Raw genomic sequence first — 26,152 nt, forward strand, 5'->3', positions numbered from 1 at the left:
CCCGCGCAGCGGGTGGTGGAGGGGTAGTCCCGAACTATCATCCCCGACGTTGTAGATATTGAATTGTCCCGCCGACCCCTCCGTCAGCGCTTCGCGCTGCCACCTCCCCGAGCAAGCTCTGGGAGGAATTTGATCACCCCCGCGACGGAATCTCCAGCCCGCGCTGGACGGCGGGCCGCAAGAGGCAACGGTCCAGCCAGGCGGGGACGTTGCTGAGCGCGGCATAGTCGACGAGTTCGGCGGCCTCGTAAAAGCCGACGAGGTTGCGCACCCAGCCCAGCAGCGAGATGTCGGCGATCGTATAGTCTTCGCCCATCATCCATGTCCGCCCGTCGAGCCGCCCCTCCAGCACACCCAGCAGCCGCTTCGATTCCGTGGCGTAACGATCGCGCGGGCGCTTGTCCTCATAGTCGCGGCCGGCGAATTTGTGGAAGAAGCCGACCTGCCCGAACATCGGGCCAACCGCTGCCATCTGGAAGAACACCCACTGGATCGTCTCATAACGGAGCGCCGGATCGGCGGGCAGCAGCTTGCCGGTCTTTTCCGCCAGATAGAGCAGGATAGCGCCGGATTCAAACAGGCAGAATGGCTTTCCACCGGGGCCATCGGGATCGATGATCGCCGGGATCTTGCCGTTCGGATTGAGCGCCAGATATTCGGGGAGCCAGCTTTCGTTCTTCATGATGTCGATCAAGTGCGGTTCGTAGGGCAGTCCGACCTCCTCCAGCATGATCGACGCCTTCACGCCGTTGGGGGTGTTGAGCGAATAGAGCTGGAGCCGATCGGGGTGTTGGGCCGGCCAGCGTTTCGTGATCGGGAAGGCAGCAAGGGTGGACATCGTCGGCTCCGTGATGGCGTTGCCGATCACATAGGCGCGCGTGCGCGCCGCACAACGTCCGGCAGGTGATATTGCGAGCCGGGAGTCGCCACGATAAGCCGCGGCGGCTCCCGATCCGTTATCGGGCGAGGGTTATTTCTCTTCCTCGAACGTGATCGCGACATCGGCATTAGCCGAGAGGCGGACCTTGTCACCTTCGACCTCGGCGATCAGGCCCGAGGATATATAGTGATGGTGGCCCTTGTGGCTGCCTTGCCCGCTATCCGCTTTTGTGAGCTTGATCCGATTGCCATCGATATGATCGACCGTGCCAACATGGACGCCATCCGCACCGATGACGTCCATATGTTCCTTGATCTGCGAAGTATCGGCCATGATTCATCTCCTGTTCGGGTTACGGGTGGCCAACGCGGCGCGGCGGGATAAGTCGCAGCGAGGTCGGAGCCATCGGCCCGAACAGGATGAACCGAGTGATTTCAGCCGATCAGCGCTTCGGCCTGGTCGAGGACGCTTGCGAAATCGGCAACAAGCACCTGATAGGGACCCGCCGCCGCCATATCGAGGCCGGCATGCTTCAAAATATCATAGCCATAGTCCGATCCGCCGGCCTTGAGCACTGACAGATAATTTTCCCGGTCCGCGGCGGTGCCGTGCAGCACCTTGTCCGCGAAATAGACCGCCGAGGTGATCGAAGTAGCATATTGGAACACGTAGAAGCCATAAAAGAAGTGCGGGATATAGGCCCATTCGATCGCATAGGCCGGATCGACGATCATCTTCGGCCCATGATATTTCTTCAGCACATCGAGATAGATGGCGGTAAAGCGTTCGCCGGACAGGCCTTCGCCTTTTTCGGCCAGATCGTGGATCGCGAGCTGGAATTCGGCGAACATCGCCTGGCGGAAGAAGGTGCCGCGATAATTTTCCATCATCTGGCCGAGGTAGAAGAGCTTTTCCTCCTTCGTCTTCGCATGGGCCAGCATATATTTGGCGAGCAGCAGCTCTTGGCAGGTCGAGGCGATCTCCGCCGTGAATGTGGGATAGCCGGCGGTTTCGAAAGGCTGAGCGGCATTGGCGAGCAGGGTGTGCATCGCATGGCCCCATTCATGCGCATAGGTGCTCATCCCGTCATATTTGTCCGACAGATTGAGCAGGAGATAGGGATGCACGTCATAGACCGAGCCGTTCATATAGGCGCCCGATGCCTTGCCCGGCCGTGGGCGCGGGTCCATCCACTTCGCGCCGGTCGCCTTCGCGAAGGCCGCGCCATAAGCCTTGCCTAGCGGCTTGACCGCCTCGATCGTGAGCGCTCGCATTTCGTCGAGCGAGAAGCTGCGGTCGAGGCTCACCAGTGAGGGATAGATGTCGTAATAAGCGATATCGGGCAGCTTGAGCATCTTGCGCCGCAATTCGAAATAGCGGTGCAACACCGGTAGGCCGTGATTGGTTTCGGCGATCAGGGTGCGATAGACGGATTCAGGCAGGTTGGGGCCGCTCAGCGCCGATGCCAGCGCGCTTGGGAATTTGCGGGCCCTGGCGGTGAACATCTCGCCCTTGACCTGCGACAGCAAGGCCGCGCCCAGCGAGCTTTCGAAGCTGTGATAACTGCCCCAGAATTTGTCGAATACCAGTTTGCGATCGTCGCGGTTGGGCGCCGCGCGGTGGAGCGTATAGCCCTGATCATCGAGTCGGACCTTGCGGCCGTCGGACAATGTCACTTCGGGCCGTGGAATATCCGATGCGACCAGCTGCGAGCGAATATCGCCCGGGCCAGCGAGCGGTGCGGCGGTGCCGGCAAGCAGGGCCTCGCCATCGGCCGACAGCGTGTGGGGCGCCTGGCGAAGCGTATCTTCAAGCTGGAATCGGAAGCGGGCAAGGCCGGGATCGGCGGCCAGGAAGGTTTCGATCTTCGCCTTGCCGACCGTCAGGATCTCGGGATTGATCCAGGCCGTGCTTTCGCCGAACTTCGTATAGAGATCCTGCGCAAGCTGGCGCCGTTCCTGATTGGGGGCGATCTTCAGATCTTCATCGGCCTTGAGGCTGGCATAGCTGTAGAGCCGCGCCATCTTCAGCCCGAGATCGGAAACCGCCTGGAACGCGGCCTTCAGGATCGCGGCGCTCTCGCCAAGCTTGCCCTGCCACTGCGCCAGCGCAGGCAGGCGCGCCGTGATGGCGTCGCGCTCCGCCGTCCAGGCGGCATCGTTCGGATAGAGGTCGGTCAGATCCCAGGCGGCGCCGGCAGGGGTGGCATCCGCCGCTTTGGCTGCATCGCCCGCAAGCGCAACCGCGCCCATGGCGGCTGTGGAAAGCATAACGTCACGCCGGCTCATATCGATCATATCCTCTTCTCCCCGTGTTGCGCCGTTCATACGCATGATCGCCGCGGGGAGAAAGCGTCAGAGTCTGTTTGGCGATGTGCCATCGATTTGCCGCCTAATAGACTCATAGCAGAGAGGATGCATGTTCGCTTGCTGCAAGATCAGGGGCGCGATGGGGGAAATACGCGCCCCTGAAAGGCTACCGGCTGGTGCTGCGATCGACGAGCACGTCTGGCTCCTCACCAAAACATCACTCTCCGGCCTGCCCAATTCCTTGGAACTTGTTTCGACCGCAGCCAAATCAATATACAGCATAATTACAGTTACGTTCAACTATAAAATCAGAAGACAATCGTTGCAGTGCAATATATTACATGGCATATTTGCTGCACGTGCAAATAAGAGTCGAAATAATCGTTCGGGGATGATCGCAGTGAATTTTCCCGTATTTTGACAGAAGATCGGGCGATCGCGATCATAGGTGGCAAGTCCAGTTCGCTCGGCAGTGGTGAGCAAATGATCGCGCGCGGGGCCGATGAAATGGCGGCCGGCCAAACAAAGCCATTGCCTAACGCCGTCTTATGGTTATCGTGATGGCAGGAGGGGATGGCGCTGAAGCGAAGACTTGGAGGCCGTCCGTGATCGAGAGCATTTCAGTTTCCGCTATACCATCGCCCCTCGCGGCCGTGCCCGCTCGTTGCGTTGCGGAAGGCCGTTTGATCAACAAGAGCGGATGCTTCGCGCTGCGTCAAAGCGACGGCTGCGATATCTGGCTCGAAATGGACCGGATTCCCATGCACCTGATCGAAGCGCAGGTGCGCGTTCAGGGGGTGCGTTTTCAGCCCGACTTCATCTCGGTCGAGGCGGTCGGCCCCGCCTGACGACCCTGCCGCTTTCCTCCGTATTTTTGATCGGGGCGAAAGGCTGGACGGGCGCCCTGTCACGGGCCTATCCCGTCACCGGTAACATGCGTGAACCGACCGGATCAGAGCCGGCGGGGGGAAAGGAACCGGGATGACCTATTGTATCGGCATATCGCTGCGCGCCGGCCTGATCATGATCTGCGATACCCGAACCAATGCGGGGATCGACAATATCTCCACCTATCGCAAGCTTCACGTACTGGCCGATACCGAGGATCGGCTGATCTTCGCGGCAAGCGCGGGCAATCTTTCGGTCACCCAATCGGTGCTCGGCATGCTCCACGAAGGTTTGCCGCCGGTCGGCGACGATGAGCAGCCCCGCAAGGTGGAACATATGCCGACGATGTTCCGCGTGGCGCAACTGGTAGGCGAGGCGGTGATGAGTGCGGGGCGGGAGATCAAGCCGGCGCTATATGCGGCCGGGGTCAGCGCCGGCATCTCGCTGCTGGTCGCCGGCCGCATCGGCACGGGGCCGATCAAGTTGTTCCTGGTTTACGATGCCGGCAATTTCATCGAATGCCAGCCTGACAGCCCCTTCTTCCAGATTGGCGCCACTCAATATGGCAAGCCGATCCTCGACCGGACGATGACCTATGAATCCTCGCTCGACGAGGCGGTGAAAGTGGGTCTGCTCTCGTTCGATTCGACGATTCGATCGGATCTGTCGGTGGGGCTGCCGTTCGACATCATGGTGATGCCGGCGGATCCCAAGGCGCTCGTCATCCGTCGGCGGATCGAGGTGGACGATCCTTATTTCCAGAATCTGTCGTCGCGCTGGTCGATGCTGCTCAACGAAAGCCGGGCGGCGATCCCCGATCCGCCATTCATGACCGCGTCGGCCGACGGCTGAGGCCGGCTGGGAGCGGGCTTCAGCGCGGCGATGCGCCCGTGCCGCCGGCGCGCGGATCATATCGTTCGTCCGCGTCGTGTGACAGCGGAGCGATTGGTCGGCCGTCCTGTGTCTGGCTGAAATCGACGACGCACATATAGGTATAGACCGGATGTTGGCCGCAGCCGACGCCGGCATATCGCAACCAGGACGCAAACAGGATCGCGCGGTGGCCGCGGGTCGCCACGCCATCGTCGACGATCAGCTGCCGGACGACATCGCGTGGATCGCTATAGCCGTAGGAAATCGTTTCGGACACGTAGATGCCGCCGCCGCGCCGCTGCACGCGCTGGCCGATGGTGCGTCCGCCCGATCCGACATGGCCGATCCGCCCGCTGCGCCCCTGATCATCGGCCTGATCGGCGGCCGCCTGCGCCAGCAGGTCGGCCGGATCGAGCGGGGGTAGCGGGGGCTGCCGTTCGAGGAAGGCGATCGCCTCATCGACCGCCCGCACACCCTCACGCGTCGTCCGCCCATCAGGTTCGCCGGGCAGATAGGCAATCCTGCCTTCGAACATGTCGCGATACTGGCGAAGTTCGTCGGCATAATCCTGCGGATGAGTGCGCGCGTAGTTGATCTCATCGAGCACTTCCGTGTCGCGCGATTGGGCGATGGCGGTCTGGGGCGCGACCAGAACGGAGACCGCCAGAAAAGGAAGCGACAGGCGGTGCGGCATCGGGCCTCGGCGGGGAAGGGAGAATGCCGCCGGGCGTGACGGGTTTTTGATGAGCAGGGGATGAACGGATAGGGCCTAGGACGAGGCCCGAAGCGCTTCATGTTGCGCTCGCTGACGAAGCGTGCGCAACATGCGGTCGACGGTGGCGCAGCCCCCTCAGGTCCGCAACCGCCATCCCGTTTTGAAGACCCAGGTAATGATCGCCACGCACACTGCCATGAACAGCAGGATCATCCCCAGACTCAGCATCACGCCGACATCGGACTGCCCGTAAAACGCCCAGCGAAACCCGTTCACCAGATACACGATCGGATTGAACATCGCGATCGCCTGCCATGTCGCCGGCAGCATCGTGATCGAATAGAAGGTGCCGCCCAGAAAGGTCAGCGGCGTGATGATCATGATCGGCACGATCTGAAGCTTTTCGAAGCCGTCGGCCCATAGCCCCAGGATGAAGCCGAACAGGCTGAAACTGATCGAGATCAGGATCAGGAAGGCTGCCGCCCATACCGGATGCAATATTTCGAACGGTACGAACAGCCGCGCGGTGCCGAGGATGATCAGGCCGAGGATCACCGATTTCGTCGCCGCCGCGCCGACATAGCCCATCAGCGCCTCGATCGCCGAGACCGGCGCCGACAGCAGTTCATAGATCGTCCCAGAAAAGCGCGGCATGTAGATACCGAACGAGGCGTTGGCGGTGCTTTCTGTGAGCAAGGCGAGCATGATCAGGCCCGGCACGATGAAGGCACCGTAGGGTACGCCGTCGATCGTCTGCATCCGCGATCCGATTGCCGATCCGAACACGATAAAATAGAGCGAGGTGGAGATGACCGGCGATGCAAGGCTCTGGAACAGGGTCCGGAGCGAGCGGCCGAGTTCGGCCGCGTAGATGGCCCGTACAGCGTGCATGTTCATGGCCGTTTGCCCACCAGCCCTACGAAAATATCCTCGAGCGACGATCGCGCGGTTTCGATCGAACGAAAATCAATTCCCGAGGCGCCGAGCTTCTTGACGAAATCGGCGGCGCCGGCCTGGCCATCGCCTTCGCCCATCAGGGTGATCAGCAGCGAATGGCCATCGTCCGCCAGCTTCACCCTGCTGTCGACGAGTTCGGGCGGCAGGACAGCGAGCGGCTCTTTTAGGCCGATCGTGACGCGCGTGCGGCCGAACTTCCGCATCAATATCGCCTTTTCCTCGACGAGGATAAGTTTGCCTTCGTCGATCACGCCGATGCGATCGGCCATCTCCTCTGCCTCCTCGATATAGTGCGTGGTGAGGATGATGGTGACCCCCTGGTCGCGCAAAGCGCGGACCATTTCCCACATGTCGCGGCGCAATTCGACATCGACGCCGGCGGTCGGTTCGTCGAGGAACAGGATCGTCGGATCGTGCGACAGCGCCTTGGCGATCAGCACGCGCCGCTTCATGCCGCCCGAAAGCGTGCCGATCTTGCTGTTGCGCTTCTCCCACAGCGAAAGCGCGCGCAGCACCTGTTCGACGCGGGCATGGTCGCGGGGTTTGCCGAACAGCCCGCGGCTGAAGTTGACCGAATGCCACACGGTTTCGAACATGTCGGTGGAGAGTTCCTGCGGCACCAGCCCGATTTTCGCGCGTGCGGCGCGATAATCATGGGCGATGTCGTGGCCGTCGGCGATCACCGTACCGGCACTGGCGCGGACCAGGCCGCAGACGATACCGATCAACGTGGTCTTGCCCGCGCCGTTGGGGCCGAGCAGCGCGAAGATCTCGCCACGCCGGATCTCGAGATCCACCGACTTGAGCGCATGGTGGCCGCCCTTGTAGGTCTTTTCGAGCCCGGTGATCGAAACAATGGAGTCGGGGGCGGCGGATTCAGGGACCGACGCTTCGGATGTTGATGATGCCATTCTGCCATGATGGGCATGTCACGGCGATTTTGCCAGTGGGAAGCTGGTGCATCGTGCACGCGGCGCATGATCGTCGCTGGTTGCCTCTATGAAGAGCCCTCCGTGTCACTCTGGTTCTTCATCGCTCACCCGAATGTCCAGATCGGGAAACACCATATTTGTTGGCCTCCGGGAATTTAATATGAACGCGAGGAGAGGTTTCCAACGATATGGGCGAGCAACGCGAGCATCCTGCGGTGATTGGTCTCCTAATCGGGGTAACCAGGAAGATGATCGATAGCGCGATCGCCTTCGAGGTGGCCGCGAGCGAAGCGCGCAATTTTTCCTATTACGCCGTGCTCGAGCAGCGGGCGAGCGAGCGGAGATTGGTCGCAACCCGTTTCCAGAGCTTATTGCGGTCGCTCGGGCATCGACCTCCGCTCCGGGGCACTTTTATGGCGCTGGCAAGGCGCGTAATCGGCCGTATTCTTCACCGCCTTTTCGCCAATGAGGCGATCATCATCGGCCTGTTCAATCGCGCCGAGGAAAAGTCCGTCGCTTCGTTCGAAGAACTGCTGAACCATCGCGACATCAGCGAGCGGACCAGAGCGGTGATCGAGCACGAATATAAGTCCGTGAGCGATGGCTACATCATGTTTCAGGAATTGGAGGCTGAACTTACTCATCGCAATCTCGGCGGCGATTGGTAGCGGCAACGCCGGCAAAACTTACGGTGTCTTTCCGGCCTGAAAAGCGCCCTTTCCGCCATGTCAGCCCTGAACAAATCTGCAGCAATGCGCAATCGGGTGGCGGCGTTCACATTTGCCCGATCCTCGCGGCTTATGAGGTTGCGACCTGCACGATGGGCGCTAGAAGATGTGTGAAAACAAGATCAGGGAGAGCGACCATGGATGTGTCGGGGGCGAGGCATGCCTTTGTTACGGGCGGTGCGAGCGGGATCGGCCTGGGGATAGCGGATGCACTGCTGAAGCGCGGTATTCCCGTCACGATTACCGATGTCGACGAAGAGGCTCTCCAGGCGGTCGTTGCCGCGCGGCCCGGCGCACGCGGGCAGGTGCTGGACGTGCGCGACCGTTCGGCCTGGAGCTTTGCAAAGGCGAAGGCCGAGGCGGCGTTCGGGCCGGTGGACATATTGGTGGCCAATGCCGGGATCGGCCCGGACGGCGAGTTGCTCGCGGATGCCAGGCCCGAAACATTCGATCTTATCATGGCAATCAACGTCGGCGGCGTTTTCAATGCCATATCGGCCTTTGCCGGGGACATGCGCGCGCGCGGAACGGGCCATATCGTCATCACCGCATCGGTGACCGGTCTCGTCACCGGCCAGGTGCCGCGGATCGGTACCTATACCGCTTCGAAATTCGCGATCGTTGCGTTGGGGGAGGGGCTGCGTACCGAGATGGAGCCGCATGGTATCGGCGTATCGACGCTTTGCCCGGGGCTGGTAACGTCGAATCTCGGCCGCAATACCACGCGACTCGGCATGCCAGCGCGCAAAGCGAAGCTCGAAACCGGCCGGCCGGCAGGCGCGCCGCAGGGGGGAATGGATCCCGCCGAAGTCGGCGAAATCACCATCGACGGCATCGCGCGCAATCTGCCCTATATCATCACGCACCCCGATGCCTGGCCGGAAATCGAGGTACGTTGGCAGGCGCTGGCGGGTGCTTTTTCGGCTGCAGAGCGGGTCGAGTAATTCCTGCACTGGCCGCCGGGATCTGACAGCGGTGTTGGCGTCAGATCCCGGCAACCAGTTGTTTCGCGTTCCGTTGCCCGAAATACTGACGCCCTTCCAAAAGATGTCCGCGCCAATAGGATTCGGCAACCGCGGCATCTCCGGTGGCAATCAGGTCCACCATCCGTTCATGGGCCTTTTGGCTGAGGACTTGCAGCTTGCCGTTACGATCGGTCGGGAATCCCGTTGTCTGATGATCCTGCACATGCTGCAAAAGCCGCATGATCATCGTGGTTGTGGTGGTGCCGGTGAGTTCGACCATGCGCTCGCGTATCGCACCGAGCACCGAACGATGGCGGTTCTGGTCGCCGATGGCGTGGGTCGCTTCATTCAATTCCCGTTTGAGTTCGACAAGCTGATCGGGCTTTGCCGTGAGCGCTAGACTGGCCAGCGCCGGCGGCTCGATGATCGTCCGGGCGTGATGAAGATCGCCCAGGGTAACCCCGCGATAGTTGAGGAGGAAGCCAAATTGGCGGGCCGCGCCGTCAAGACTGGGTTGCTGGATGATCGCGCCGCCCTTGCCGCCACGGCGTATCACGATCAGTTGCTCGGCCTCAAGCAGTCGCAATGCTTCGCGCAAGGTGGGCCGCGACACGCCATATTGCACCATCAGTTCCGCTTCCGGCGGAAGTGTGTGCGTCACCAGAAGATCGCGATCCAGAATACGTTTTCGGATGTCGGCCGCCATCAGTTCGGCAATGCGATGACTGCGCAATACCCGCGTCGGGCTTCCCGATGCCCGTTCGGCTGAGGCCAGCTCATCTTTACTCACGGTTTGTCTCATGCTTTCGGTCCTATCGCATGTTCCGCGGCCCTCAGCCCGAACACGAATGACGCCCCGATACTGCCGCCAGCGCCTGGGTAAATCCCTCCAAAGACCGAGGCCGTCGAATTTCCCGTGGCATATAGCCCTTCGATCACGGCACCGTCGGCGGTGAGAACGCGGCCATGCTCATCGGTTACAAGGCCGCCAAAAGTTCCGACGTCGCCGGTGAACAGTTTGATCGCATAGAATGGCGGCGCGGCGATTTCCCCGAGTGAGGCATTGGGCTTGTTGCGTGGATCGCCGAGGAAGCGATCATATGCTCTCGCGCCGCGACCAAAATCGGGATCGACGCCAGCGCGGGCGAAGCGGTTGAAGCGATCCACGGTTTCGCCAAGCCGATCGGCCGGAAGGCCGGTTTTCGCGGCAAGTTCCTCGATCGTGTCGGCGCGAATGAAAAAGCCCGACTCAAGCCAGCGATCGGGCACCTTGCCCGGCGGTTGATCGCCCCAGAAATAGCGCCGCCGATGGGTCGAATCGATGATCGCCCAGGTCGAGGGTTCGCCCTTCGCGCTATGGCGTGCGTTCATCCGGCATCCGATCTCCATATAGGATCCGGATTCGTCGGTGAAGCGTTCGCCGTCCTGATCGACGAAGATGCAGTGCGGTTTGGCTGAATCGAACGAATGCACGAACGGCCCCGGACGATCGGGTGCCTGCGAACCGGGTAGCCAGATGCCGCGATCAAGGCCGTGCAAGGCCGCGCCAAGGCCTGTGGCCGCTTCGATCATTTCGCCGGTGTCGCCAGGATTCGAAATGCTCCACCGGGTATCGGTGGGGAAGCCATGATAGCGTTCGCGCAGCGACTGGTTCCGTGCAAAGCCGCCTGCGTTGATCAGGACGCCCTTTGTCGCCCGGATGCGCCGCGGCCCACCGGGCGTTTGCGCCTCCACGCCGACCACTTTCCCATCCTCGGACAGCAGCGATTCAACCGGTGTCTCGCAGCGCAGATCCACCCCCTGGCGTAAAGCCGCTTCGAGCATCCGGCCCTGAAGTGCCGCGCCGAAACCGCAGATCCGCGCGCCCGAAAGCCTCGCTTTGGCCATGCGGAAATAGAGCTTGGCCACGGTGAGCAATCCGCCCAGCGTCCGCATTGCGAGGCTCGCATCTGCGGCCTCGTTCGCGGTGAGCGGCATGACCATGGGACCAGTCTGGAACTTGTCGGCCCATTCGCCCAGCCTGCGCAGATCGAACAGTTCGACGCCGAGCGAGCGGCCCTCCGCAAGCCCGCCATCGACGTCGTCATAATAATCGGACCAGCCTTCGCACCGAATGAACGGAATGCCCTTGGCTTGCAGATATTCGATCAGGCGGGGCCCGGTTTCGAGATAGGCATCCCTGCGCGCCGGGGTCGAGCCGGGATCGGGCGCGTCGCCCAACACGGCATCGAGGTAGTGGTGTGCCTGTTCGAGACTGTCGGATATGCCGTCGCGCGCGAGCAGGGGATTGGCGGGAATCCAGAGCACGCCGCCCGACATTGCCGTCGAACCGCCGACGCGCGATTGCTTCTCCAGCACCAGTGGTTTGAGGCCTGCATCGATCATCGCCATGGCCGCGCACAGCGAGCCGCCACCGCTGCCGATGATGACGAAGTCGGCGCTCTCGTCCCAATCCGCCACGATCAGTTCTCCAGCCCCATGAAGCGGTGCAGGGCGCGATGAAAGTTGGACACGGCCTTTTCCTGCTTGGGGTTGGGCCGCGCCCCGCGAAATCCGCGCGATTTCATGCCGCTCTGGATCGCCGCCATGTTGCCGAAGTCCTGCACCAGGATCAGCCCCCAGTCTTCGACGCTGAGGAGATCCTCGCATGTCTGCACGGGAACGTCGCGCGGTTCGGTGCCGGGCGCGTAGCGTTCCAGCGCATAGATATCGAAGATGCACCGGTCGGGATCGCCCGGCATGGGCCGCGCGCGATAGCCGAGCAGGCTGGTAGGCTGCTGCAGGAAGATCATGTTGGGAAAAATGTGCCAGTCAGCGCCGGCCTTGCCCATTTGTTCGGGGGTGATCGCGGGCCAACCTCGCCCGCTTTTCTCCTCTTCCTCGACCATATAGGTGAACAGCGCGCCCAGCATTTCATCGGGCGAGGTATTTTCGGGCATTTCGGCTACGCGCTGCGCAGCGGCGATCATGCCATCGGTCAGCATCGCATCTAGCGTGTTCTTGATGTCGGCGTAAAAGCCGGCGGCCAGCGGTCGCAAGTCGGTCGGCTCCGGCCGCCCCAGGCGTCGCGAGGGAAGGAACGGGTAGCCGCTTTCGGCCGAACCGAACATCCCGTGCATGCCCACGGCTTCGCTATAGGTATAGTCCTGATAATATTGAAGTAGCTGGCGGTGCGTGGTCTGCACATGATAGGCTTCGTTGAACGCTTCCAGCGCCACTTTCCAATTGGCGGGGAGGATCGCCTGACGCCGCCATTTGTAGCGCATCTTTTCGAACTCGTAAGCGTCCAAATAGTCTTTTGCCGGCTGCAGAAATGCGGTGAGGGCAGGAGCTTCGGGATCCATGCAGATGAACACCCAGCCGCCCCAGCGGCCCGTGCGGACCTGGCTCAATGCGACATCATCGGCGGCGAGAAGTCCCTCCCAGTCCTTTTGGTCGACGATGTCATGTGACGAGCCATCAAGGTTCCAGCGCCAACCATGATAGGGGCAGGTAAAGCGCGTAATATGGCCACAGCCTTTGGTCAGGCGGCGGCCGCGATGCGGGCAGACATTATAGAAAGCGCGAATTTCAGTATCGTTCGAGCGCAGCACGATGATCGATTCACCGAGAATATCGTAGGTTATGAAATCACCGGGTCTTGCCAGCTCTTCCTCACGGCACGCCATCTGCCACACAAACGGCCACAGCTTCTCGGCTTCGACTGCGGCAAATGCAGGATCGATATAGTCGGACGCGGGGATGAAATCATCGCGAACTTCGCCGGACGGCTTGCCTGTCTGCATCTCCACTCCTTCATTTCTCCGGGCGGACATCCGGCTGGACCCGTCGATGGTCCGGCCTTACATCGACACCTTGAGCATCACGCCGCCATAACGGAAGGCATCCCGTGCGATATTCCCGGAAACACGCCCGATGAAATTGTCCGATTCATTGAGGTACGTGTAATATATCTCGTTGGTCAGGTTCTTCCCATAGAGCAGAAGTTGCCAATGATTTTTCTTGCCGACGAGACCCAGCGTGGCATCGAGCATGCCGTGACCGGGATCGACGCGCATCGGATCGTTGGTCAGGCCATAGATCACATGGCTCTGCCAGCCATAGCTTGCACGCAGAAAGGCGTTGAAAGGGATCGAATCCGGGAGCGTGACATCATAGGTTCCGGCAATGTTGAGCGACCATTTCGGCTGCCCTAGCGCCTGTGTTCCGTCCAAGTCCTGGCGACCGGCGATGCAGCCCTGTGCGGCAGTTTGCCCCGGATAGCAGGAATTGGTGAAGTTGCGGTAGACCGCGTTGGTATAAGCGCCACCGCCCTCGATCCGGAATGCAGGGGTCGGTTTGGCGATGAAATCGAATTCAACCCCGTAAGAGCGGATATCGCCCGCGTTCAAAAGCAGTGTGGTAATCCCGCCAGGTGGCAACTGGCCCTGCTGGATGTCTTTGACCCGCTGATAATAGACCGCAAGGTTCGCGTATAACTTGTTGTCGAAGAAGGCGTGCTTCATGCCGACTTCGTAGGCGGTGGCGATTTCGGGCTTGAGAATGGCGGTAGCTGCGGTGGATGCCGAGGTCGTATCCACGGCCGGCCCCTTATAGCCGCGATTGAACGATACATAATAGCTGTGATCCGCATTGGGCGCATAGCGCAACCCTGCGCGCCCCGACAGGTTGTGGCGCGTATCGCTTGTACTGAAGGCGAGCGTCGAACTCGGGCCGGTGGTTGGCGCGAAGGTCAGCGGATCGAACGGAGCCCCCGCCCAACTTTTGCGATCATAGTCAAAGTCGATCTTCTCGACAGAGTAGCGCAGTCCGCCGAACAGCGAAATATTGTCGAAGAGCTTGTAGGTCGCATCGCCATATAGCGAATAGATATCATCGTTCAGTTTGGTCGTGATAAAGTTTGAAAAATATCCGGGGCCAGCGCCGAAATTCGCAATGAATGTAACCTGCGTATTGATGTTGCGACCGGTGTACCATTGCGCATATCCGCCACCGACAATGTCCAACGGGCCGGAACTGTAGTTCAGGCGCACTTCTTCCGAGGTGTAACGCGATGACGTCGGCTTGTAGGGAAAGCCGCCATTGGCCAGCGTAACCGTCTGAATCGGATATCCCAGCGGATTGGGAAGCATGCCAACGCCCTGGACGGCGCCCCACGGGCCGCTGTCGAAATCGCCAAAGGTGTCATAATAGAAATCGCGATGGCCTGTAATCGATCGGAGCGTCAGATCATCGGTCAGTTTGATGCCCAGATTGGCGGACAGGCCCCAAGCCGTGGCACGCCCGTCGAACACGGTTTCGACATTGACGAAGGGATGGTTTCGGGTTGCCACTACGCCGGCCGCCGTCTGGATCGCGCCAAGAAATGGATTCGTATCCGGTGCCAGAATGACCGTCGAACCGAAACTGTCGCGGCTTTTTGCATAGTCGCCGGATACAAGGAGATTCACGCCTTCGGCGAAATCGATCGCGATCTTTCCGGCAGCCCCCCAATTGTCGATGGCGCCGAACCCTCGATTCCAATCGCCGAGATGGTTCGGATCCTTGTTTGGGGCGATCGGCGACAATGTGTTGCGATAAACGTTGAAGCGAGTTCGCACCGTGTCTGATAGCGGGATATTGGCCATGCCGCGAAGGAGCAACTGGTTGTCCGTCGTATATCCGGCCTCAAAGCTTGCGTCATAGGTACTGGTGGGACGTTTGGTGGTAATGTTGATAACGCCGGCAGTGGCGTTTTTGCCAAACAAGGTGCCCTGAGGGCCGCGGAGAACTTCGACGCGTTCGATATCGTTGAAATCCGCAACGAATTCGGCCTGCCTGGACAGGGCGACATCGTCCACGAGGACTGCCGTCGACGGCTGGACTTCGCCGGTGACTGCGGCCGAATTGATCCCCCGGATCGCGACGCTGCTCGCTGTGGCGGCATAGCCGCCGGTGAAATTGACCGAGGGTGTCAGTTTGAGCACGTCCTGAGAACTGATCACGACCGATCGCCCAAGTGTTTCCGAAGTGACGGCCTGAACCGAAATGGGAACCTCGGTCAGCCGTTGTTCGCGACGCTGAGCGGTAACCACAATCTCGCCTGCGCCGACCTCCTTCTCGTCGGAAGCGCGGCTGTCCTTTGGCGGCGAGCCATTGTCCTGCGCCTGCGCGGATGCTGCAAATGAAGCCAGGGCAATGCACGACAGGCATTGCCGGAGCAAATGAATCCTCATCCTCATCTTTGCCGCCCTCTCCAGAGATGCATGCAGGTATGATCATCTATATCATCCTACTTATCGCTCCTGCGTATCCTTCAACCAAATTGCTGTCAAATTCGACAGGGCAAGGCCACATCGTGCCGGACACGATGACGGTGCGCGCGCGCCACGCGGCGATGACGAATGCCGCCCGGCCCGTCGGGCCGAAGCCCGGCATTCCCCACCATCGTACTTTGTCAGGGCATCGGAGCGTTCGGCTTCACACTTTGGTGATGGCTTCGGCTATGCCACGAAATCCCGTTTCGACCGCAAATATGTCTCCGCCCAGTGGCGAGTGGGGGCGATCCATCAGATCCTCGATCCGGCCCGAGGTGATGAACAAAGTTGCCATATCCGGCCCGCCGAAGGCGACCATCGTCGGGGCCAGAACGGGCACGTCGAAATGCAGGTCGAGCCGGCCATCGGGCGTGAAGCGGGCGATCTTCCCGGTTTCGCCGAAGGGGACCGCAAACCACAATCCCCCCTCGTCATCCACGGTTCCGCCATCGGGAATGCCGAACCCTTCGGGCATTTCGGCAATGACGCGCTCGTTCGATGGTGTCGCGGTCAGCGGGTCATAATCATGGGCGAGGACGGCTCGCCGCATCGATTCCGCACGGTACATGATCGTTCCATCCGGGCTGAAACCGGTGCCATTGGGGGTCTGGACTCCGGTGATGCCGGCCGTGATTTGCCCGGCATCGTAGCAATAATAGCTTCCCCGCGGCACGCCATGATGCTCGAACTTGACGAGGATCGAGCCGACCCAGAAGCGCCCCTGCCGATCCGCCTTGCCATCGTTGAACCGGAATATCGCGGGATCGAACGGCGCGTCGCAGATGAACTCGAACACCTCCTTCGCAAAATCGAAGCGATAGAAGCCAAGGTTCGCGGCAATGAGCAGCCCCCCATCGCATAACGAGAAGGATCCCGGCCGTGCATCGAGGTGCCAGTCGCGGTTCGCCCCGCTGACCGGATCAAACCGGTTGAGCGTCTGGCTGCGCTGATCGAGCCAGTACAGCGCGTCCTGCTCCTGCGACCAAAGCGGCCCCTCGCCAAGTGCCGCCTTGATATCCAGAACATGCCGAACCTGAAATCCCGCCATTGTCGCTCCCTCTCTTTATCTTCATGCCATGACGTTTCCCGTCAATCGCTGATGGCCGCCGCGCAGATGGCGCAATCATGGTTTCGCTGTTCCGGCGCCTCAAGTCGGCACAGCTTAGTCTGCGCATTTGCGCGATCGCAAGCGCCATTGGCCGACGAGGCGTTCGGTTGGGAAACGCGCGGGCAGTTCGCTCCGGTGCTTCGACGGCGGTCGGGTTTTCGACCGAGGTCATGGAGCGTCCCCGTAGTCGGCGCGGCTTCGCCATTCCTGCCAATTCGGATGTATCGGCTCTTGACCTGTTCCGCCAACGTACGGCATTTCAGAGGGATGGGGGAGGATTGTAAAATGAAATTCAACATGTTCGCCGTGGCTGTTGTCCTGGCAAGCCTCGCGTTCTCGTCGCCTGCAGCGTCGAAGGATGCGCCCAAGAGCTACAAGATCGTCAACGAAGCGGTTGGGGTGCCGGTCTTCCCGTATGACATTACCGACCGTCCTTATACAGTGCTGGGCGAGGTGAAGGCCGGTGTGCGGAAGGCAACCGTGTTCAGCGCGGAAGCGAGCCAGGCGAAGATCTATCGCGAACTTTGGGAGCGCGCCGAGAAGTTGGGCGCCGATGCGGTAATCAAGGCTTCCTACGGGGATTCCCATGTTTCGGCGTTTAGCTGGGGCAAGACCGACGCGACCGGCATTGCAGTCAAATTTATCGATGCCCCATCGACAGAACCCGCAGTGGCGCCCGCCAGCGCCGCAAAATAGCATTTCGCCAGGGCGAAGCGCGCATATGAGGAATATCGTCTCGGCCGCATGTGCTGTTGCGCTATGTGCCGTCGCACCCGGTGGAATGGCTGGTGCGCAGGTCGCCAATCCCGTTCCAGCATCGGTAGCTGTAGCCGTGCCGCCACAGAACCATCCTTCAGCAACCATCGTTGCGCGCGCTTCTCCGGTTCCGGGCACCGTTCTGGTCGAACGCGATACGATCGTTCGGCTGATGGTGGTGAACGAAGTATCCACCAAAGTCGCCCGGGCCGGGGACCGCTTCGTCCTGCGGGTCGATGAGGATCTCGAGATCGGCGGGATCAAAATCGTGCCCGTCGGTGCGAAGGCCTGGGGTGAGGTTCTCGGTGCGGAAGAGAGTGGCGCAGTCGGCAAGGCCGGGAAGCTGACCGCCCGGCTGCTCTATGTCGATCTTCCTGATGGCCGGCTGCCGCTTCGGGGTGAACAGGCCGACAGTGGCCCCGGAGGAACCGGTGCGACGGTTTTGGCGGTGGTCGGACTCGGTGTCTTCGGCCTGTTCACGCGCGGCACCAACGCGAAGCTAAAAGCAGGGCAAATCTTCAACGGATATGTCGCCGAGGACATGATTTTCGATCCGGTCGCCCATAATTTCCTCAACATGCCGGCAGCCGCCGCCACGGATGCTCCCGTGGCGACGGTCGTCAACAAATGATCCGCGCACGTTAGTGCAGCAGTTGATGCCCCCCGTGCTGGCTATGCTGGCAACGATCGCCGCGCAGGCAGGAGGGGTGGTGGCGGCGCCAAGTGGTGCGCCGGTCGTCGCAGCCGCAACGGGCAATCACATCCTGCGCGCCGGCACAGCAGTGCCGTTGCAGACGCTCGTTTCGCTCGATACGCGCACCAATCATCAGGGCGATCGCTTCGCGCTGATGGTTGCTGAGGATGTCCAGGCTGGCCCTTGGACGGTGATCCCTAAAGGCAGCCGCGCGATAGGTGAGATTGCGCGGCTTATGCCACGTTCGTCGCTCGGCGAATCGGGAAGAATGGAATTCATGCTCCTCTACGTCGATGTGGGTTCCGCGCGCATTCGCCTCGATGGCCGCGCCGGTGCCTCCGGACGTGGGGCGGTTGCCGACAGCGTGGCTACCACCGCCTTTGCCTATGCTTTCGCTCCCTTCGTGACGGGCAAAAGCGCGGTGCTGCCTGCCGGGTCTCTTATGATCGGCTATGTGCAGCACGATCTGCCGATCGAGCCCGCGAAGGTTGCCGCCATCTCAAGCCGATAGCGGCTTACCGTTACGGGCATTGCGAGGTGGTTGCGATCATTGACGATCGGCGAAATGGTGCCCCGAGAGAGACTCGAACTCCCGACCTGCGGTTTAGGAAACCGTTGCTCTGTCCTGCTGAGCTATCGGGGCAACCGCGCTGCTCCTACGGTGCCGCGCGGGGCGGGTCAATCGGGTGAGGCGTGCCGATCAGGGGCGCCCTCGTCCGAGGGCCGATGGGAAAGAGAAGAAGACCCTCACCCAACCTCTCCCGCAAGCGGGAGAGGTGTTAGATTTTCGCGTAGACGCGGGAAAGGCCCGATGCCGGCCCCGGTCAGCAGCTTATCGTCGCCGCCATGTTCCGCCCGCCGCCTTGTTCGGTCCACAGGTTCGCGCCGGTGTCGGTCGGCTCGCCGCATATGTGGAGCAATGTGCCGTCGAACGCCGGCTGTGCCCCGCGAAATTCGAAGCCTGTTATGGGCCTGTCGAGGTGGCGGGCGGCGAGATCGGCCATCAGCGTGGCCTGGAGCGGGCCGTGGACGACCAGAGCCGGATAGGCTTCCTCGTCCATCGCATAAGGCCGGTCATAATGGATGCGATGCCCGTTCATCGTGAGCGCGGAGTAACGGAACAGCAGTAGCGTGTCCGGCATGATATCGCGCCGCCAGCAAGGGCTCGGCGTCCCGGCATCGCCGCGCGGAAGGCTCATCGATCCGGGCGCCGCGGCATCGCGATAGACGATATCCTGCTCCTCGATCACGGCAGAGCCACCGGCGCCCGACAGCGCATGGCGGACGGTGACGAACACAAGATTGCCGCTGCGGCCGCTCTTGGCCTCGACCTTCATTATCGTCGAGACACGGGTTACCGTCTCGCCGACGAGCAGCGGCTGCAGGAATTGGAGCCGGCCGCCGGCCCACATCCGCCTCGGGAGCGACACCGGGGGCAGGAAACCGCCACGCGCGGGATGGCCGTCGACGCCGACACCCGCTGGCGGGCGCACGTCCCAGAAATAGAGCCAGTGGTGGAGCAGGGGCAGCGGCGCGCCCGGCGCCAGCGGAACGGTTTCGCCAAGCGCGGTCCGCAGCGCGTTGGTCCGCGCCGGTTCGAGGACATCGCTGGCCGTCTCTTCACGGCCAACCCAGGCGGAAAAATCTTCGCTCATCGCCGATCTCGATCTCCAATGTGCCGGTCGCGCGCCGGGTGGTTTGTGGCACGGCCTATCGCTATGGATGCGCGCTCACAACACCTTCTTCGGTCGGGTCGATCGGATCGTCGTCGCCAGGTGCGCGCGGCGTAGCGAAGCGGGCGAGGCGGGGGCGCAGGCGGCATTCGATACGCTCGATCAGTTCATACACCACAGGCACGAGCAGCAAGGCCAGCACGGTCGAGCTGAGCAGGCCACCGATCACCGCCACCGCCATCGGCTGGCGGAAGCTCGATCCCTCACCCAGGCCGATTGCCGTCGGCAGCATGCCCGCGGCCATCGCGACCGAGGTCATCACGATCGGGCGCGCACGCACGCGGCAGGCGTTGATGATGGCATCGCGCTGCGACTGGCCGGCCCGTTCGTCCTCGATCGCAAATTCGACGAGCAGGATCGAATTCTTGGCGGCAAGGCCCAGCAGCATCAGCATGCCGATCAGCACGGGCAAGGTGATCGCGAGCCCCATCAACTTGAGCGCGATAAACGCGCCGATCAGGGTTAGCGGCAGCGCAGAGATGATCGTGATCGGCTTGAAGAAGCTGCGGAACAGCAACACCAGCACGCCGTAGATCAGGCCGATGCCCGACAGCATCGTGATGATGATGTTGCCGAACAGCTCCGTCATCGCCTCGGTATCGCCGGTTTGGGCGAGGTGCACGCCCGGCGGCAGGTGGCGCATGATCGGCAGCTTGTTGACCTCCTTGAGCGCCTGGCCGAGCGTGACATTGTTGAGATCTGCCTTCACCGAAACGCGCCGTTCGCGATCATAACGGACGATCTGGCCGGGGCCTTCTCCCAGCGACATATCGGCAACGCTACCCAGCGTGGTGGTCTTGCCGCTGAGGGTCGGCAGGCGCAGGCTGGAAATCACATCGGGATTTTCGCGATCGGGCTGCGACAGGCGGATGCGGATCGGAATGCGCCGTTCCTGCGTGGAGAATTTCGCGACGTTCGCATCGATATCGCCGATCGTGGCAACGCGCATCGCCTGTGCGATCGTCCGTGCCGAAACCTGCAGGCGGGCGGCTTCGCCGGGCCGCGGGCGGATCACCAGTTCGGGAGCGGCCGGCGGCGGGGCGGGGCGGGGTTCGAGAACCTGCGGAAGGCCCCGCATCTGGCGCACCAGTTCGAGCTGCGCGTGCGCCAGCGCGGCGCTGTCATTGCCCGTCAGCACGACCTCCAGACCGACTTGGCCCAATCCGCCGCCTTCGGTGGCGATACGGACATCGGGTACGGCCCGCAGCAGGCCGGTCAGCGATCGCTGGAATTGATCTGTGGTCATCGAGCGCTGATGCTTGAGGATCACGGTCATATGGCCTGAGAAGAGCGACCCTTCCGCACCGACCTGCGCAAAGACGCGTTCGACGTCCGGCTGCGCCTCGATCGATTTCGTGACCTGATCAATGGCGCGTTCCATCTGTGCCAGCGTCGCGCCCTGCGGACCTTCGACCGACAGATAGGCGATACCGGTGTTGCCGATCGGATTGAAGCCGGTCGGCAAGGTCGTCGCCAGCGCCAGCGATCCGGCCAGCATCGCCGTGCCCACGCCCAGCGCCGGCCAGGGATGCGCCAGATTCCAGTCGAGCGCCTTTTCATAGAAGCGCGGCACCGGCCGATGCGGCTGCGATGGTTTCGCCGTCAGGAAATAAGCGGCGAGCACAGGCGTGAGGAAGCGGGCGACCACCAGCGAGAACAGCACCGCCATCGAGACTGTGAGGCCGAATTCGCGGAAGAACTGCCCCATTTCGCCGGGCATGAACGATACGGGCGCGAACACGGCGACGATGGTGGCGGTGGTCGCGATCACCGCGAGGCCGATCGAGTCGGCACCGATCAGCGCCGCGCGATAGGGGCTGGCGCCCGCTTCGATCCGCTTCTCGATATTCTCGATTTCGACGATCGCGTCATCGACCAGGATGCCGATCACCAGGGTCAGGCCCAGCAGGGTGACGTTGTTGAGGCTGAAGCCGAACATCACCATGGCCGCGAACGTCGGCACCAACGACAAAGGCATGGCGAGTGCGGCGATGATCGTCGCGCGCCAGCTTCGCAGGAACAGATAGACGATCAATGCGGCAAGCAGCATGCCCTCGATCAGCACCTGCATCGTCGCGGCGAAATTGCGGCGCGTATAATCGACGGTGGAGACGATCTTGGTGAAGGTGATGCCGGGATTCGCGGCCTCGAGCGCGGCGACGGCCTTCTTCACCCGATCTTCGGTGCTGACATCGCTGGCGGCCTTGGTCTTGCTGACCTGGAACGCGACGACGGGCCGGCCGTCAAGGCGCGCGAACGAGCGTTGCTCGCTGGCGCCATCGTCGATCGTGGCGATGTCGCTGAGCCGGACATAACCGCCGGTCGCGATCGGGATCGTGGTGGCGGCGATCGCGGCGACGTCAGTGGCTTCGCCGAGTACGCGGATTGTCTGTTCCGCGCCGCCGAGATTGGCGCGGCCGCCGGTGTCGTTGAGGTTGGTCGCGGTAAGCGCGGTGTTGACCTGCGCCGCGGTGATCTTAAACGCCGCGAGCCGGGCCGGATCGAGCGTGACGTTGATCTCGCGGGATATGCCGCCGACCCGGGCGACCTGCGATACGCCGGATTGCGCCTGCAGCGCGCGGGCGACGGTGTTGTCGACGAACCAGGAGAGTTGGGCCGTCGTCATCGCCGGCGCCGATATCGCATAGGTCGTGATCGGCAGCGCGGCGATATCGAGCCGCCGTGTCGTCGGGGGATCGATCCCTGCGGGCAGCTGCACACGCGCCTGCTCCACGGCGGTGCGGACGTCGTCGGTCGCCTTCTGCAGGTCGGTTCCGAGTTCGAACTCGGCGGTCGTGCTCGACGTCCCCAACGACACGGTCGACGATATGTGGCGCAGCCCCGCAATGCCCGCGAGCGCATCCTCGATCGGGCGGGTGATCTGCGATTCCACCTCCGCCGGCGCCGCTCCGCTTTGCGTCACCGATACCAGGACGATCGGAAATTCCACGTTCGGATATTGTTTGATGGGCAGCTTCAAATATGAGACCAGCCCCGCCAGGGTCAGTGCAATGATGATCAGGACGACAGGCGTGGGGTTGCGGATCGCCCAGGCGGAGACGCGGATCGTCATCGGGCCACCTGCGGTTTCACCGTATCGCCTTCGAGCACGAAGCCCTGGCCGCCGGTGAGGATGCGGGTGCCGACCGAGGGGCCGGCCTCGAGCGCGATCCATCCGCCCGAACGTATCCCGACCTTGACCGGCGTGACGTGGACGCGATCGGCCTTGTCGAGCGCCATCAGGCTTGCCCCCGATGCATCGTAGCGGATTGCGGCTTCCGGGACAGCGGGTGTGTCGTGCTGCGCCACCGCAAGCCGCACATTGGCAAAGCCGCCGGGGCGCAGATCGCGATCGGGGGCCATCAGTACGCGCGTTCGCCCGAGCTTGGTCTGCGGATCAATCTCGGCGCTTACCAGCCGCACCCTGGCCGAAACCTCGCGGCCGGATGCCAGGATCACCGTAGCGCGCATGCCGGGGCGGATGAGCGGCATCGATCGTTCCGGGACTTCGGCATCGACCTCGACCAGATTGTCGCGTTCGATCCGGAACATGATCGTGGCAGGCGCGGCGATGTCGCCGGGCCGGACGGCGCGCGACAGGACCCGGCCGGCGACCGGCGCGCGGATCGTCATCAGATCCTGCTTGACCATCAGCGACTGGAGCGCCGCCTTGGCCTGCGCGACATTTGCCTCGGCGGTGCGGGCGGCCAGGCCGCGTTCGGCAATCGCTTCTGCCGACAGGATGCCTGATTGCTCGAGACCCGCGACGCGAGCGGCCTCCGCGCGGGCCTTGTCGGATGCGATGCGCTGTTGGGCCAGTACCGCGCGCTGCTGGGCAATATCGGCGCGCAGCAATATATCGTCGAGGCGGGCGAGGGGCTGTCCCTTGCGGACCTGATCGTCCTGATCGACGAACACCTGCGCCACCGGATAGCCGGAAAGCTGGCTCGCGACCGCGGCCTCCTCGCGCGACACCAGCACGCCGGAAAGCGCGAGATCGTTGCTCATCGACCGGGCTGTGACCAGGGCCGCGCTGACGGCACGCGGCGCCGATGCTGCGCGCGTCGCATCGGCATCCTGCTTGTTCTGGCTGGAGCAGCCAGCCAGCAGGAGCGGAAACGCCAGCAGCGGAAGAAGGATGTGGCGCAAGGTCAGTTCCCTTTGATCTGATCAGGGGCCCAGCCGCCGCCCAGCGCCTTGAACGCGGTAACGGCATCGGTGAGCGTATCGGTCTTGACGGCGACCAGCGCGATGCGCGCGGCGCGCCACGCCTGTTCGGTTTGCAACAAGGTATCGAGGCTGACGAAGCCGGCCTTGTAGCCGCGCTGCTGCGCGCTGAAGGCGAAGCCCGCGCGTTGCTCGGCGAAATTCAGCCGATCGAGCCGTTCGAGATCCGCGCTGAGGCTGGTCAGGCTCTTTTCGGCATCGCCATAAGCGGATTGCACGGCATGTTCATAGGCGATCACCGCCTGTTCGTCCCGTGCTGTCTGCACGCCGATCTGCGCCAGCAGCCGCGCGCGATCGAGCACGGGGACGAACAGGCCGGCGGCCAGCGTCCAGGCGGTTTCGGTATAGCCGAGAGGGTTCAGCACGCGCGTGATCGAAGCGCCGGGCTGCAAAGTGAGGCGGGGGAACAAGGCGAGCTGGTTCAGCCGCAGCGTCCCTGCCGCCGATTGCAGCCGCTGTTCGGCCTCGCGGACATCGGGGCGGCGGGCCATCACCTCGCCCGGTGTCAGCGTGGGTGGGCGAGGCGGCACCGGCAGCGCGGTGTCGATGGACAGGCTCTCGAGCGGATCGGTCCCGCGGCCGAGAAGAACGAGCAATGTCCGGCGGGCATTGGCGAAGCGCGCGCGCAGGTTCAGCAGATCGGACTGCGCATTGGCCAATTGGGTGTCGAGCCGCGCCGAATCCGATTCCGATCCGATTCCGCTCGAGACCCGCAACCGGCCGACGCGGGCGAGATCCTCGGCGATCCGCAGGGTTTGTTCGGCTTCGGCGATTTGTGCCGCCAGTCCGCGCGTGCCGAACAATTGCGATGCAACGCTGGCGGCGAGGCTGAGGCGCGTCGCTTCATAGTCGAAGCGGATCGCGGCCAAATCGGCGTCGGCAGTGCGCTTGGCGGCGGCGCGGCGGCCGAACAGATCGACCTCCCAGCTGATATTGAAGGCGCCGCTGGCGACATCGGCCTTGCCGGCGCCCAGGGCCGTCGCTTCGGCCGCCGGCAGGCCATCGATGCTTGTGTCGCCGTGGCTGATCGAACCGTTCGGATTGCCTTGCAGATCATAGGGGGTCAGCGCGCCGCGGCGTACGGCCTCCGCCTCGCGCAGTCGGGCAAATGCGGTGCGCGCGTCGGGCGCCGACACCAAGGATTGGTCAATCAGCGCCGTCAGTTGCGGATCGTTGAACGCCTGCCACCAGCGATCGATCGGCAGCGCGGAAGCGGGGACAGGGGCCGGCTGCGGCGTTTCAAAACGGGCCGGAACGGCGACCTGGGGTTCTGGCAGGCGATTGGATACGCAGCCGGCGAGCAACGACGCAGACAGCAGCGGCAGGACGAAACGCGCCATCATCGGGATCCATAAGCTGCGAGAAACATGCGTACCGCCGAATCGGCCGAGGCATCCATTTCCACGTCGGTGAAGCTATCGCGTTCGCCAAACAACAACCGCGTCGGCAGGTTTCCGTAGAGGAGCGCCCGCAAATGCCTAGCCATTTCCTCACAATTTCCGCATTGCAACAATTCCCGTCCTTGGGCATCGCGCAATATTTCCGTCAGGTACGGCCATATATTGATCTCGGAATTATTCAATAATGGCTGAGTGATAGACCGCAGCTCCGTCTTCTCTACGAGAATGAGCCGCTGGACGGCTATCGATCGTTCGCTGCAATGCAACCGGAGATAGGCGCGGGCGAATGCAGCCAGTCTGTCAGGCAGCGGCATTTCCGTATTGAGGGTCTGAAGCAGCGTTTCGGTCACCGGCGCTGCTGCCTGCGCCAGCATCGAGCCGAACAAATCGCCCTTAGATCGGAAATAGTTGTAAATGGTGGCTTTCGAACTGCGCATGCGCGTGGCGACATGCGAAATCGTGGTCTCGTGATAGCCGCGCTGACGGAATTCGACCGCCGCCGCATCCAGGATCTCGCGACGCTTTGCTTCGGTCTTGATGCGCATGGGCCGCCTTTTCAGTACCCGTGGGTACGCTTATCGGCCGGTTCATGTCCAGAGGCTTGTTCGAAAAAGCTACGTATCCCGCCATTCGCATAGTGATGCGGCGCAAGGCCACTCGCGTCATACCGGCCTTCGCCGGTATGACGCTG

The 26,152-nt window shown here is 62.3% G+C and carries 23 protein-coding genes and 1 tRNA gene; 7 read left to right on the forward strand and 17 right to left on the reverse strand.

Annotated features, from left to right (window positions below):
* Positions 1-133 precede the first annotated feature (133 nt).
* From BLS13_RS17120 to BLS13_RS17130, 3 genes are all read right to left on the reverse strand, one after another.
* Positions 134-838, reverse strand: coding sequence for a glutathione S-transferase N-terminal domain-containing protein (locus BLS13_RS17120; RefSeq protein WP_093454034.1), 705 nt, complete (start codon positions 836-838; stop codon positions 134-136).
* Between the two features lie 132 nt (positions 839-970).
* On the reverse strand, positions 971-1,213 hold the full coding sequence (locus BLS13_RS17125) for a DUF2171 domain-containing protein (protein WP_093453951.1): 243 nt from the start codon (positions 1,211-1,213) through the stop codon (positions 971-973).
* 101 nt (positions 1,214-1,314) lie between these two features.
* Positions 1,315-3,177, reverse strand: a complete 1,863-nt coding sequence (locus BLS13_RS17130) for a M3 family oligoendopeptidase (protein ID WP_093453952.1) — start codon at positions 3,175-3,177, stop codon at positions 1,315-1,317.
* A gap of 695 nt (positions 3,178-3,872) precedes the next feature.
* Here BLS13_RS17130 and BLS13_RS20775 point away from each other — a divergent pair.
* Positions 3,873-4,037, forward strand: coding sequence for a DUF5818 domain-containing protein (locus BLS13_RS20775; protein WP_156083961.1), 165 nt, complete (start codon positions 3,873-3,875; stop codon positions 4,035-4,037).
* 133 nt (positions 4,038-4,170) lie between these two features.
* Positions 4,171-4,929 (forward strand): proteasome-type protease, encoded by a 759-nt coding sequence (locus tag BLS13_RS17135; RefSeq protein ID WP_093453954.1) that lies wholly within the window; start codon positions 4,171-4,173, stop codon positions 4,927-4,929.
* A gap of 19 nt (positions 4,930-4,948) precedes the next feature.
* On the opposite strand, the gene BLS13_RS17140 is transcribed toward BLS13_RS17135, so the two are convergent.
* The 3 genes from BLS13_RS17140 to BLS13_RS17150 form a co-directional block, all read right to left on the reverse strand.
* The gene (locus BLS13_RS17140) at positions 4,949-5,644 is read right to left on the reverse strand and encodes a CAP domain-containing protein (protein ID WP_093453955.1); all 696 of its coding nucleotides are present in this window, start codon (positions 5,642-5,644) and stop codon (positions 4,949-4,951) included.
* A gap of 156 nt (positions 5,645-5,800) precedes the next feature.
* Positions 5,801-6,562 (reverse strand): ABC transporter permease, encoded by a 762-nt coding sequence (locus BLS13_RS17145; RefSeq protein ID WP_093453957.1) that lies wholly within the window; start codon positions 6,560-6,562, stop codon positions 5,801-5,803.
* A complete protein-coding gene (locus tag BLS13_RS17150; protein ID WP_093453959.1) occupies positions 6,559-7,533 on the reverse strand; it encodes an ABC transporter ATP-binding protein in 975 nt (324 codons plus the stop codon). The genes BLS13_RS17145 and BLS13_RS17150 overlap by 4 nt, the downstream gene beginning before the upstream one ends.
* Before the next feature lie 269 nt (positions 7,534-7,802).
* Here BLS13_RS17150 and BLS13_RS17155 point away from each other — a divergent pair, with 269 nt between their 5' ends.
* Positions 7,803-8,222: a DUF2383 domain-containing protein gene (locus tag BLS13_RS17155; protein ID WP_176943652.1), complete on the forward strand. Its 420-nt coding sequence runs from the start codon at positions 7,803-7,805 to the stop codon at positions 8,220-8,222.
* 197 nt (positions 8,223-8,419) lie between these two features.
* Complete coding sequence (locus tag BLS13_RS17160; protein ID WP_093453961.1) at positions 8,420-9,226, forward strand: SDR family oxidoreductase; 807 nt, start codon at positions 8,420-8,422, stop codon at positions 9,224-9,226.
* Positions 9,227-9,266: 40 nt separating this feature from the next.
* On the opposite strand, the gene BLS13_RS17165 is transcribed toward BLS13_RS17160, so the two are convergent.
* The 5 genes from BLS13_RS17165 to BLS13_RS17185 form a co-directional block, all read right to left on the reverse strand.
* Entirely contained in the window at positions 9,267-9,953 is a 687-nt protein-coding gene (locus BLS13_RS17165; RefSeq protein ID WP_176943653.1) for a FadR/GntR family transcriptional regulator, read from the reverse strand.
* A 92-nt stretch (positions 9,954-10,045) separates the two neighbouring features.
* Entirely contained in the window at positions 10,046-11,707 is a 1,662-nt protein-coding gene (locus tag BLS13_RS17170; RefSeq protein WP_256325946.1) for an FAD-dependent oxidoreductase, read from the reverse strand.
* A gap of 2 nt (positions 11,708-11,709) precedes the next feature.
* The gene (locus BLS13_RS17175; RefSeq protein ID WP_256325947.1) at positions 11,710-13,032 is read right to left on the reverse strand and encodes an aromatic ring-hydroxylating oxygenase subunit alpha; all 1,323 of its coding nucleotides are present in this window, start codon (positions 13,030-13,032) and stop codon (positions 11,710-11,712) included.
* A gap of 57 nt (positions 13,033-13,089) precedes the next feature.
* Positions 13,090-15,468, reverse strand: a complete 2,379-nt coding sequence (locus BLS13_RS17180; RefSeq protein ID WP_093453965.1) for a TonB-dependent receptor — start codon at positions 15,466-15,468, stop codon at positions 13,090-13,092.
* Between the two features lie 238 nt (positions 15,469-15,706).
* Positions 15,707-16,591, reverse strand: coding sequence for an SMP-30/gluconolactonase/LRE family protein (locus BLS13_RS17185; RefSeq protein WP_093453966.1), 885 nt, complete (start codon positions 16,589-16,591; stop codon positions 15,707-15,709).
* 345 nt (positions 16,592-16,936) lie between these two features.
* Here BLS13_RS17185 and BLS13_RS17190 point away from each other — a divergent pair, with 345 nt between their 5' ends.
* The 3 genes from BLS13_RS17190 to BLS13_RS17200 are packed head-to-tail and all read left to right on the forward strand — an operon-like array spanning position 16,937 to position 18,612.
* Positions 16,937-17,347 carry a hypothetical protein gene (locus BLS13_RS17190; RefSeq protein WP_176943654.1) on the forward strand — a complete coding sequence of 137 codons (411 nt, stop codon included), beginning with the start codon at positions 16,937-16,939 and terminating at the stop codon, positions 17,345-17,347.
* 25 nt (positions 17,348-17,372) lie between these two features.
* Positions 17,373-18,038: a hypothetical protein gene (locus tag BLS13_RS17195; RefSeq protein WP_143011997.1), complete on the forward strand. Its 666-nt coding sequence runs from the start codon at positions 17,373-17,375 to the stop codon at positions 18,036-18,038.
* A gap of 25 nt (positions 18,039-18,063) precedes the next feature.
* Entirely contained in the window at positions 18,064-18,612 is a 549-nt protein-coding gene (locus BLS13_RS17200) for a hypothetical protein (RefSeq protein ID WP_143011998.1), read from the forward strand.
* A 55-nt stretch (positions 18,613-18,667) separates the two neighbouring features.
* Here BLS13_RS17200 and BLS13_RS17205 read toward each other — a convergent pair.
* The 6 genes from BLS13_RS17205 to BLS13_RS17230 all read right to left on the reverse strand — a co-directional run bounded on the left by BLS13_RS17205 (position 18,668) and on the right by BLS13_RS17230 (position 26,006).
* Positions 18,668-18,744: transfer RNA gene (locus BLS13_RS17205), tRNA-Arg, on the reverse strand.
* A 181-nt stretch (positions 18,745-18,925) separates the two neighbouring features.
* Positions 18,926-19,756 carry an HTD2 family dehydratase gene (locus tag BLS13_RS17210; RefSeq protein ID WP_093453970.1) on the reverse strand — a complete coding sequence of 277 codons (831 nt, stop codon included), beginning with the start codon at positions 19,754-19,756 and terminating at the stop codon, positions 18,926-18,928.
* A gap of 61 nt (positions 19,757-19,817) precedes the next feature.
* Positions 19,818-22,907: an efflux RND transporter permease subunit gene (locus BLS13_RS17215; RefSeq protein WP_093453972.1), complete on the reverse strand. Its 3,090-nt coding sequence runs from the start codon at positions 22,905-22,907 to the stop codon at positions 19,818-19,820.
* Positions 22,904-23,983 carry an efflux RND transporter periplasmic adaptor subunit gene (locus BLS13_RS17220; RefSeq protein WP_256325948.1) on the reverse strand — a complete coding sequence of 360 codons (1,080 nt, stop codon included), beginning with the start codon at positions 23,981-23,983 and terminating at the stop codon, positions 22,904-22,906. Before BLS13_RS17220 ends, BLS13_RS17215 begins: the two co-directional genes overlap by 4 nt.
* A gap of 2 nt (positions 23,984-23,985) precedes the next feature.
* Entirely contained in the window at positions 23,986-25,401 is a 1,416-nt protein-coding gene (locus BLS13_RS17225) for an efflux transporter outer membrane subunit (RefSeq protein ID WP_176943655.1), read from the reverse strand.
* Positions 25,401-26,006: a TetR/AcrR family transcriptional regulator gene (locus BLS13_RS17230; protein WP_093453977.1), complete on the reverse strand. Its 606-nt coding sequence runs from the start codon at positions 26,004-26,006 to the stop codon at positions 25,401-25,403. Before BLS13_RS17230 ends, BLS13_RS17225 begins: the two co-directional genes overlap by 1 nt.
* Between the last annotated feature and the right edge of the window lie 146 nt (positions 26,007-26,152).

It is taken from the genome of Sphingomonas sp. YR710, from assembly GCF_900101455.1.
Taxonomy (GTDB): Bacteria; Pseudomonadota; Alphaproteobacteria; order Sphingomonadales; family Sphingomonadaceae; genus Rhizorhabdus.

Bases quoted from the DNA above. Each gene is read 5' to 3' on its own strand.
- BLS13_RS17120 (WP_093454034.1), bottom strand. From the start codon at position 838: ATGTCCACCCTTGCTGCCTTCCCGATCACGAAACGCTGGCCGGCCCAA.
- BLS13_RS17125 (WP_093453951.1), bottom strand. From the start codon at position 1,213: ATGGCCGATACTTCGCAGATCAAGGAACATATGGACGTCATCGGTGCG.
- BLS13_RS17130 (WP_093453952.1), bottom strand. From the start codon at position 3,177: ATGATCGATATGAGCCGGCGTGACGTTATGCTTTCCACAGCCGCCATG.
- BLS13_RS17135 (WP_093453954.1), top strand. From the start codon at position 4,171: ATGACCTATTGTATCGGCATATCGCTGCGCGCCGGCCTGATCATGATC.
- BLS13_RS17140 (WP_093453955.1), bottom strand. From the start codon at position 5,644: ATGCCGCACCGCCTGTCGCTTCCTTTTCTGGCGGTCTCCGTTCTGGTC.
- BLS13_RS17145 (WP_093453957.1), bottom strand. From the start codon at position 6,562: ATGAACATGCACGCTGTACGGGCCATCTACGCGGCCGAACTCGGCCGC.
- BLS13_RS17150 (WP_093453959.1), bottom strand. From the start codon at position 7,533: ATGGCATCATCAACATCCGAAGCGTCGGTCCCTGAATCCGCCGCCCCC.
- BLS13_RS17155 (WP_176943652.1), top strand. From the start codon at position 7,803: ATGATCGATAGCGCGATCGCCTTCGAGGTGGCCGCGAGCGAAGCGCGC.
- BLS13_RS17160 (WP_093453961.1), top strand. From the start codon at position 8,420: ATGGATGTGTCGGGGGCGAGGCATGCCTTTGTTACGGGCGGTGCGAGC.
- BLS13_RS17165 (WP_176943653.1), bottom strand. From the start codon at position 9,953: ATGGCGGCCGACATCCGAAAACGTATTCTGGATCGCGATCTTCTGGTG.
- BLS13_RS17175 (WP_256325947.1), bottom strand. From the start codon at position 13,032: ATGCAGACAGGCAAGCCGTCCGGCGAAGTTCGCGATGATTTCATCCCC.
- BLS13_RS17180 (WP_093453965.1), bottom strand. From the start codon at position 15,468: ATGAGGATGAGGATTCATTTGCTCCGGCAATGCCTGTCGTGCATTGCC.
- BLS13_RS17185 (WP_093453966.1), bottom strand. From the start codon at position 16,591: ATGGCGGGATTTCAGGTTCGGCATGTTCTGGATATCAAGGCGGCACTT.
- BLS13_RS17190 (WP_176943654.1), top strand. From the start codon at position 16,937: ATGAAATTCAACATGTTCGCCGTGGCTGTTGTCCTGGCAAGCCTCGCG.
- BLS13_RS17195 (WP_143011997.1), top strand. From the start codon at position 17,373: ATGAGGAATATCGTCTCGGCCGCATGTGCTGTTGCGCTATGTGCCGTC.
- BLS13_RS17200 (WP_143011998.1), top strand. From the start codon at position 18,064: ATGCCCCCCGTGCTGGCTATGCTGGCAACGATCGCCGCGCAGGCAGGA.
- BLS13_RS17210 (WP_093453970.1), bottom strand. From the start codon at position 19,756: ATGAGCGAAGATTTTTCCGCCTGGGTTGGCCGTGAAGAGACGGCCAGC.
- BLS13_RS17215 (WP_093453972.1), bottom strand. From the start codon at position 22,907: ATGACGATCCGCGTCTCCGCCTGGGCGATCCGCAACCCCACGCCTGTC.
- BLS13_RS17225 (WP_176943655.1), bottom strand. From the start codon at position 25,401: ATGGCGCGTTTCGTCCTGCCGCTGCTGTCTGCGTCGTTGCTCGCCGGC.
- BLS13_RS17230 (WP_093453977.1), bottom strand. From the start codon at position 26,006: ATGCGCATCAAGACCGAAGCAAAGCGTCGCGAGATCCTGGATGCGGCG.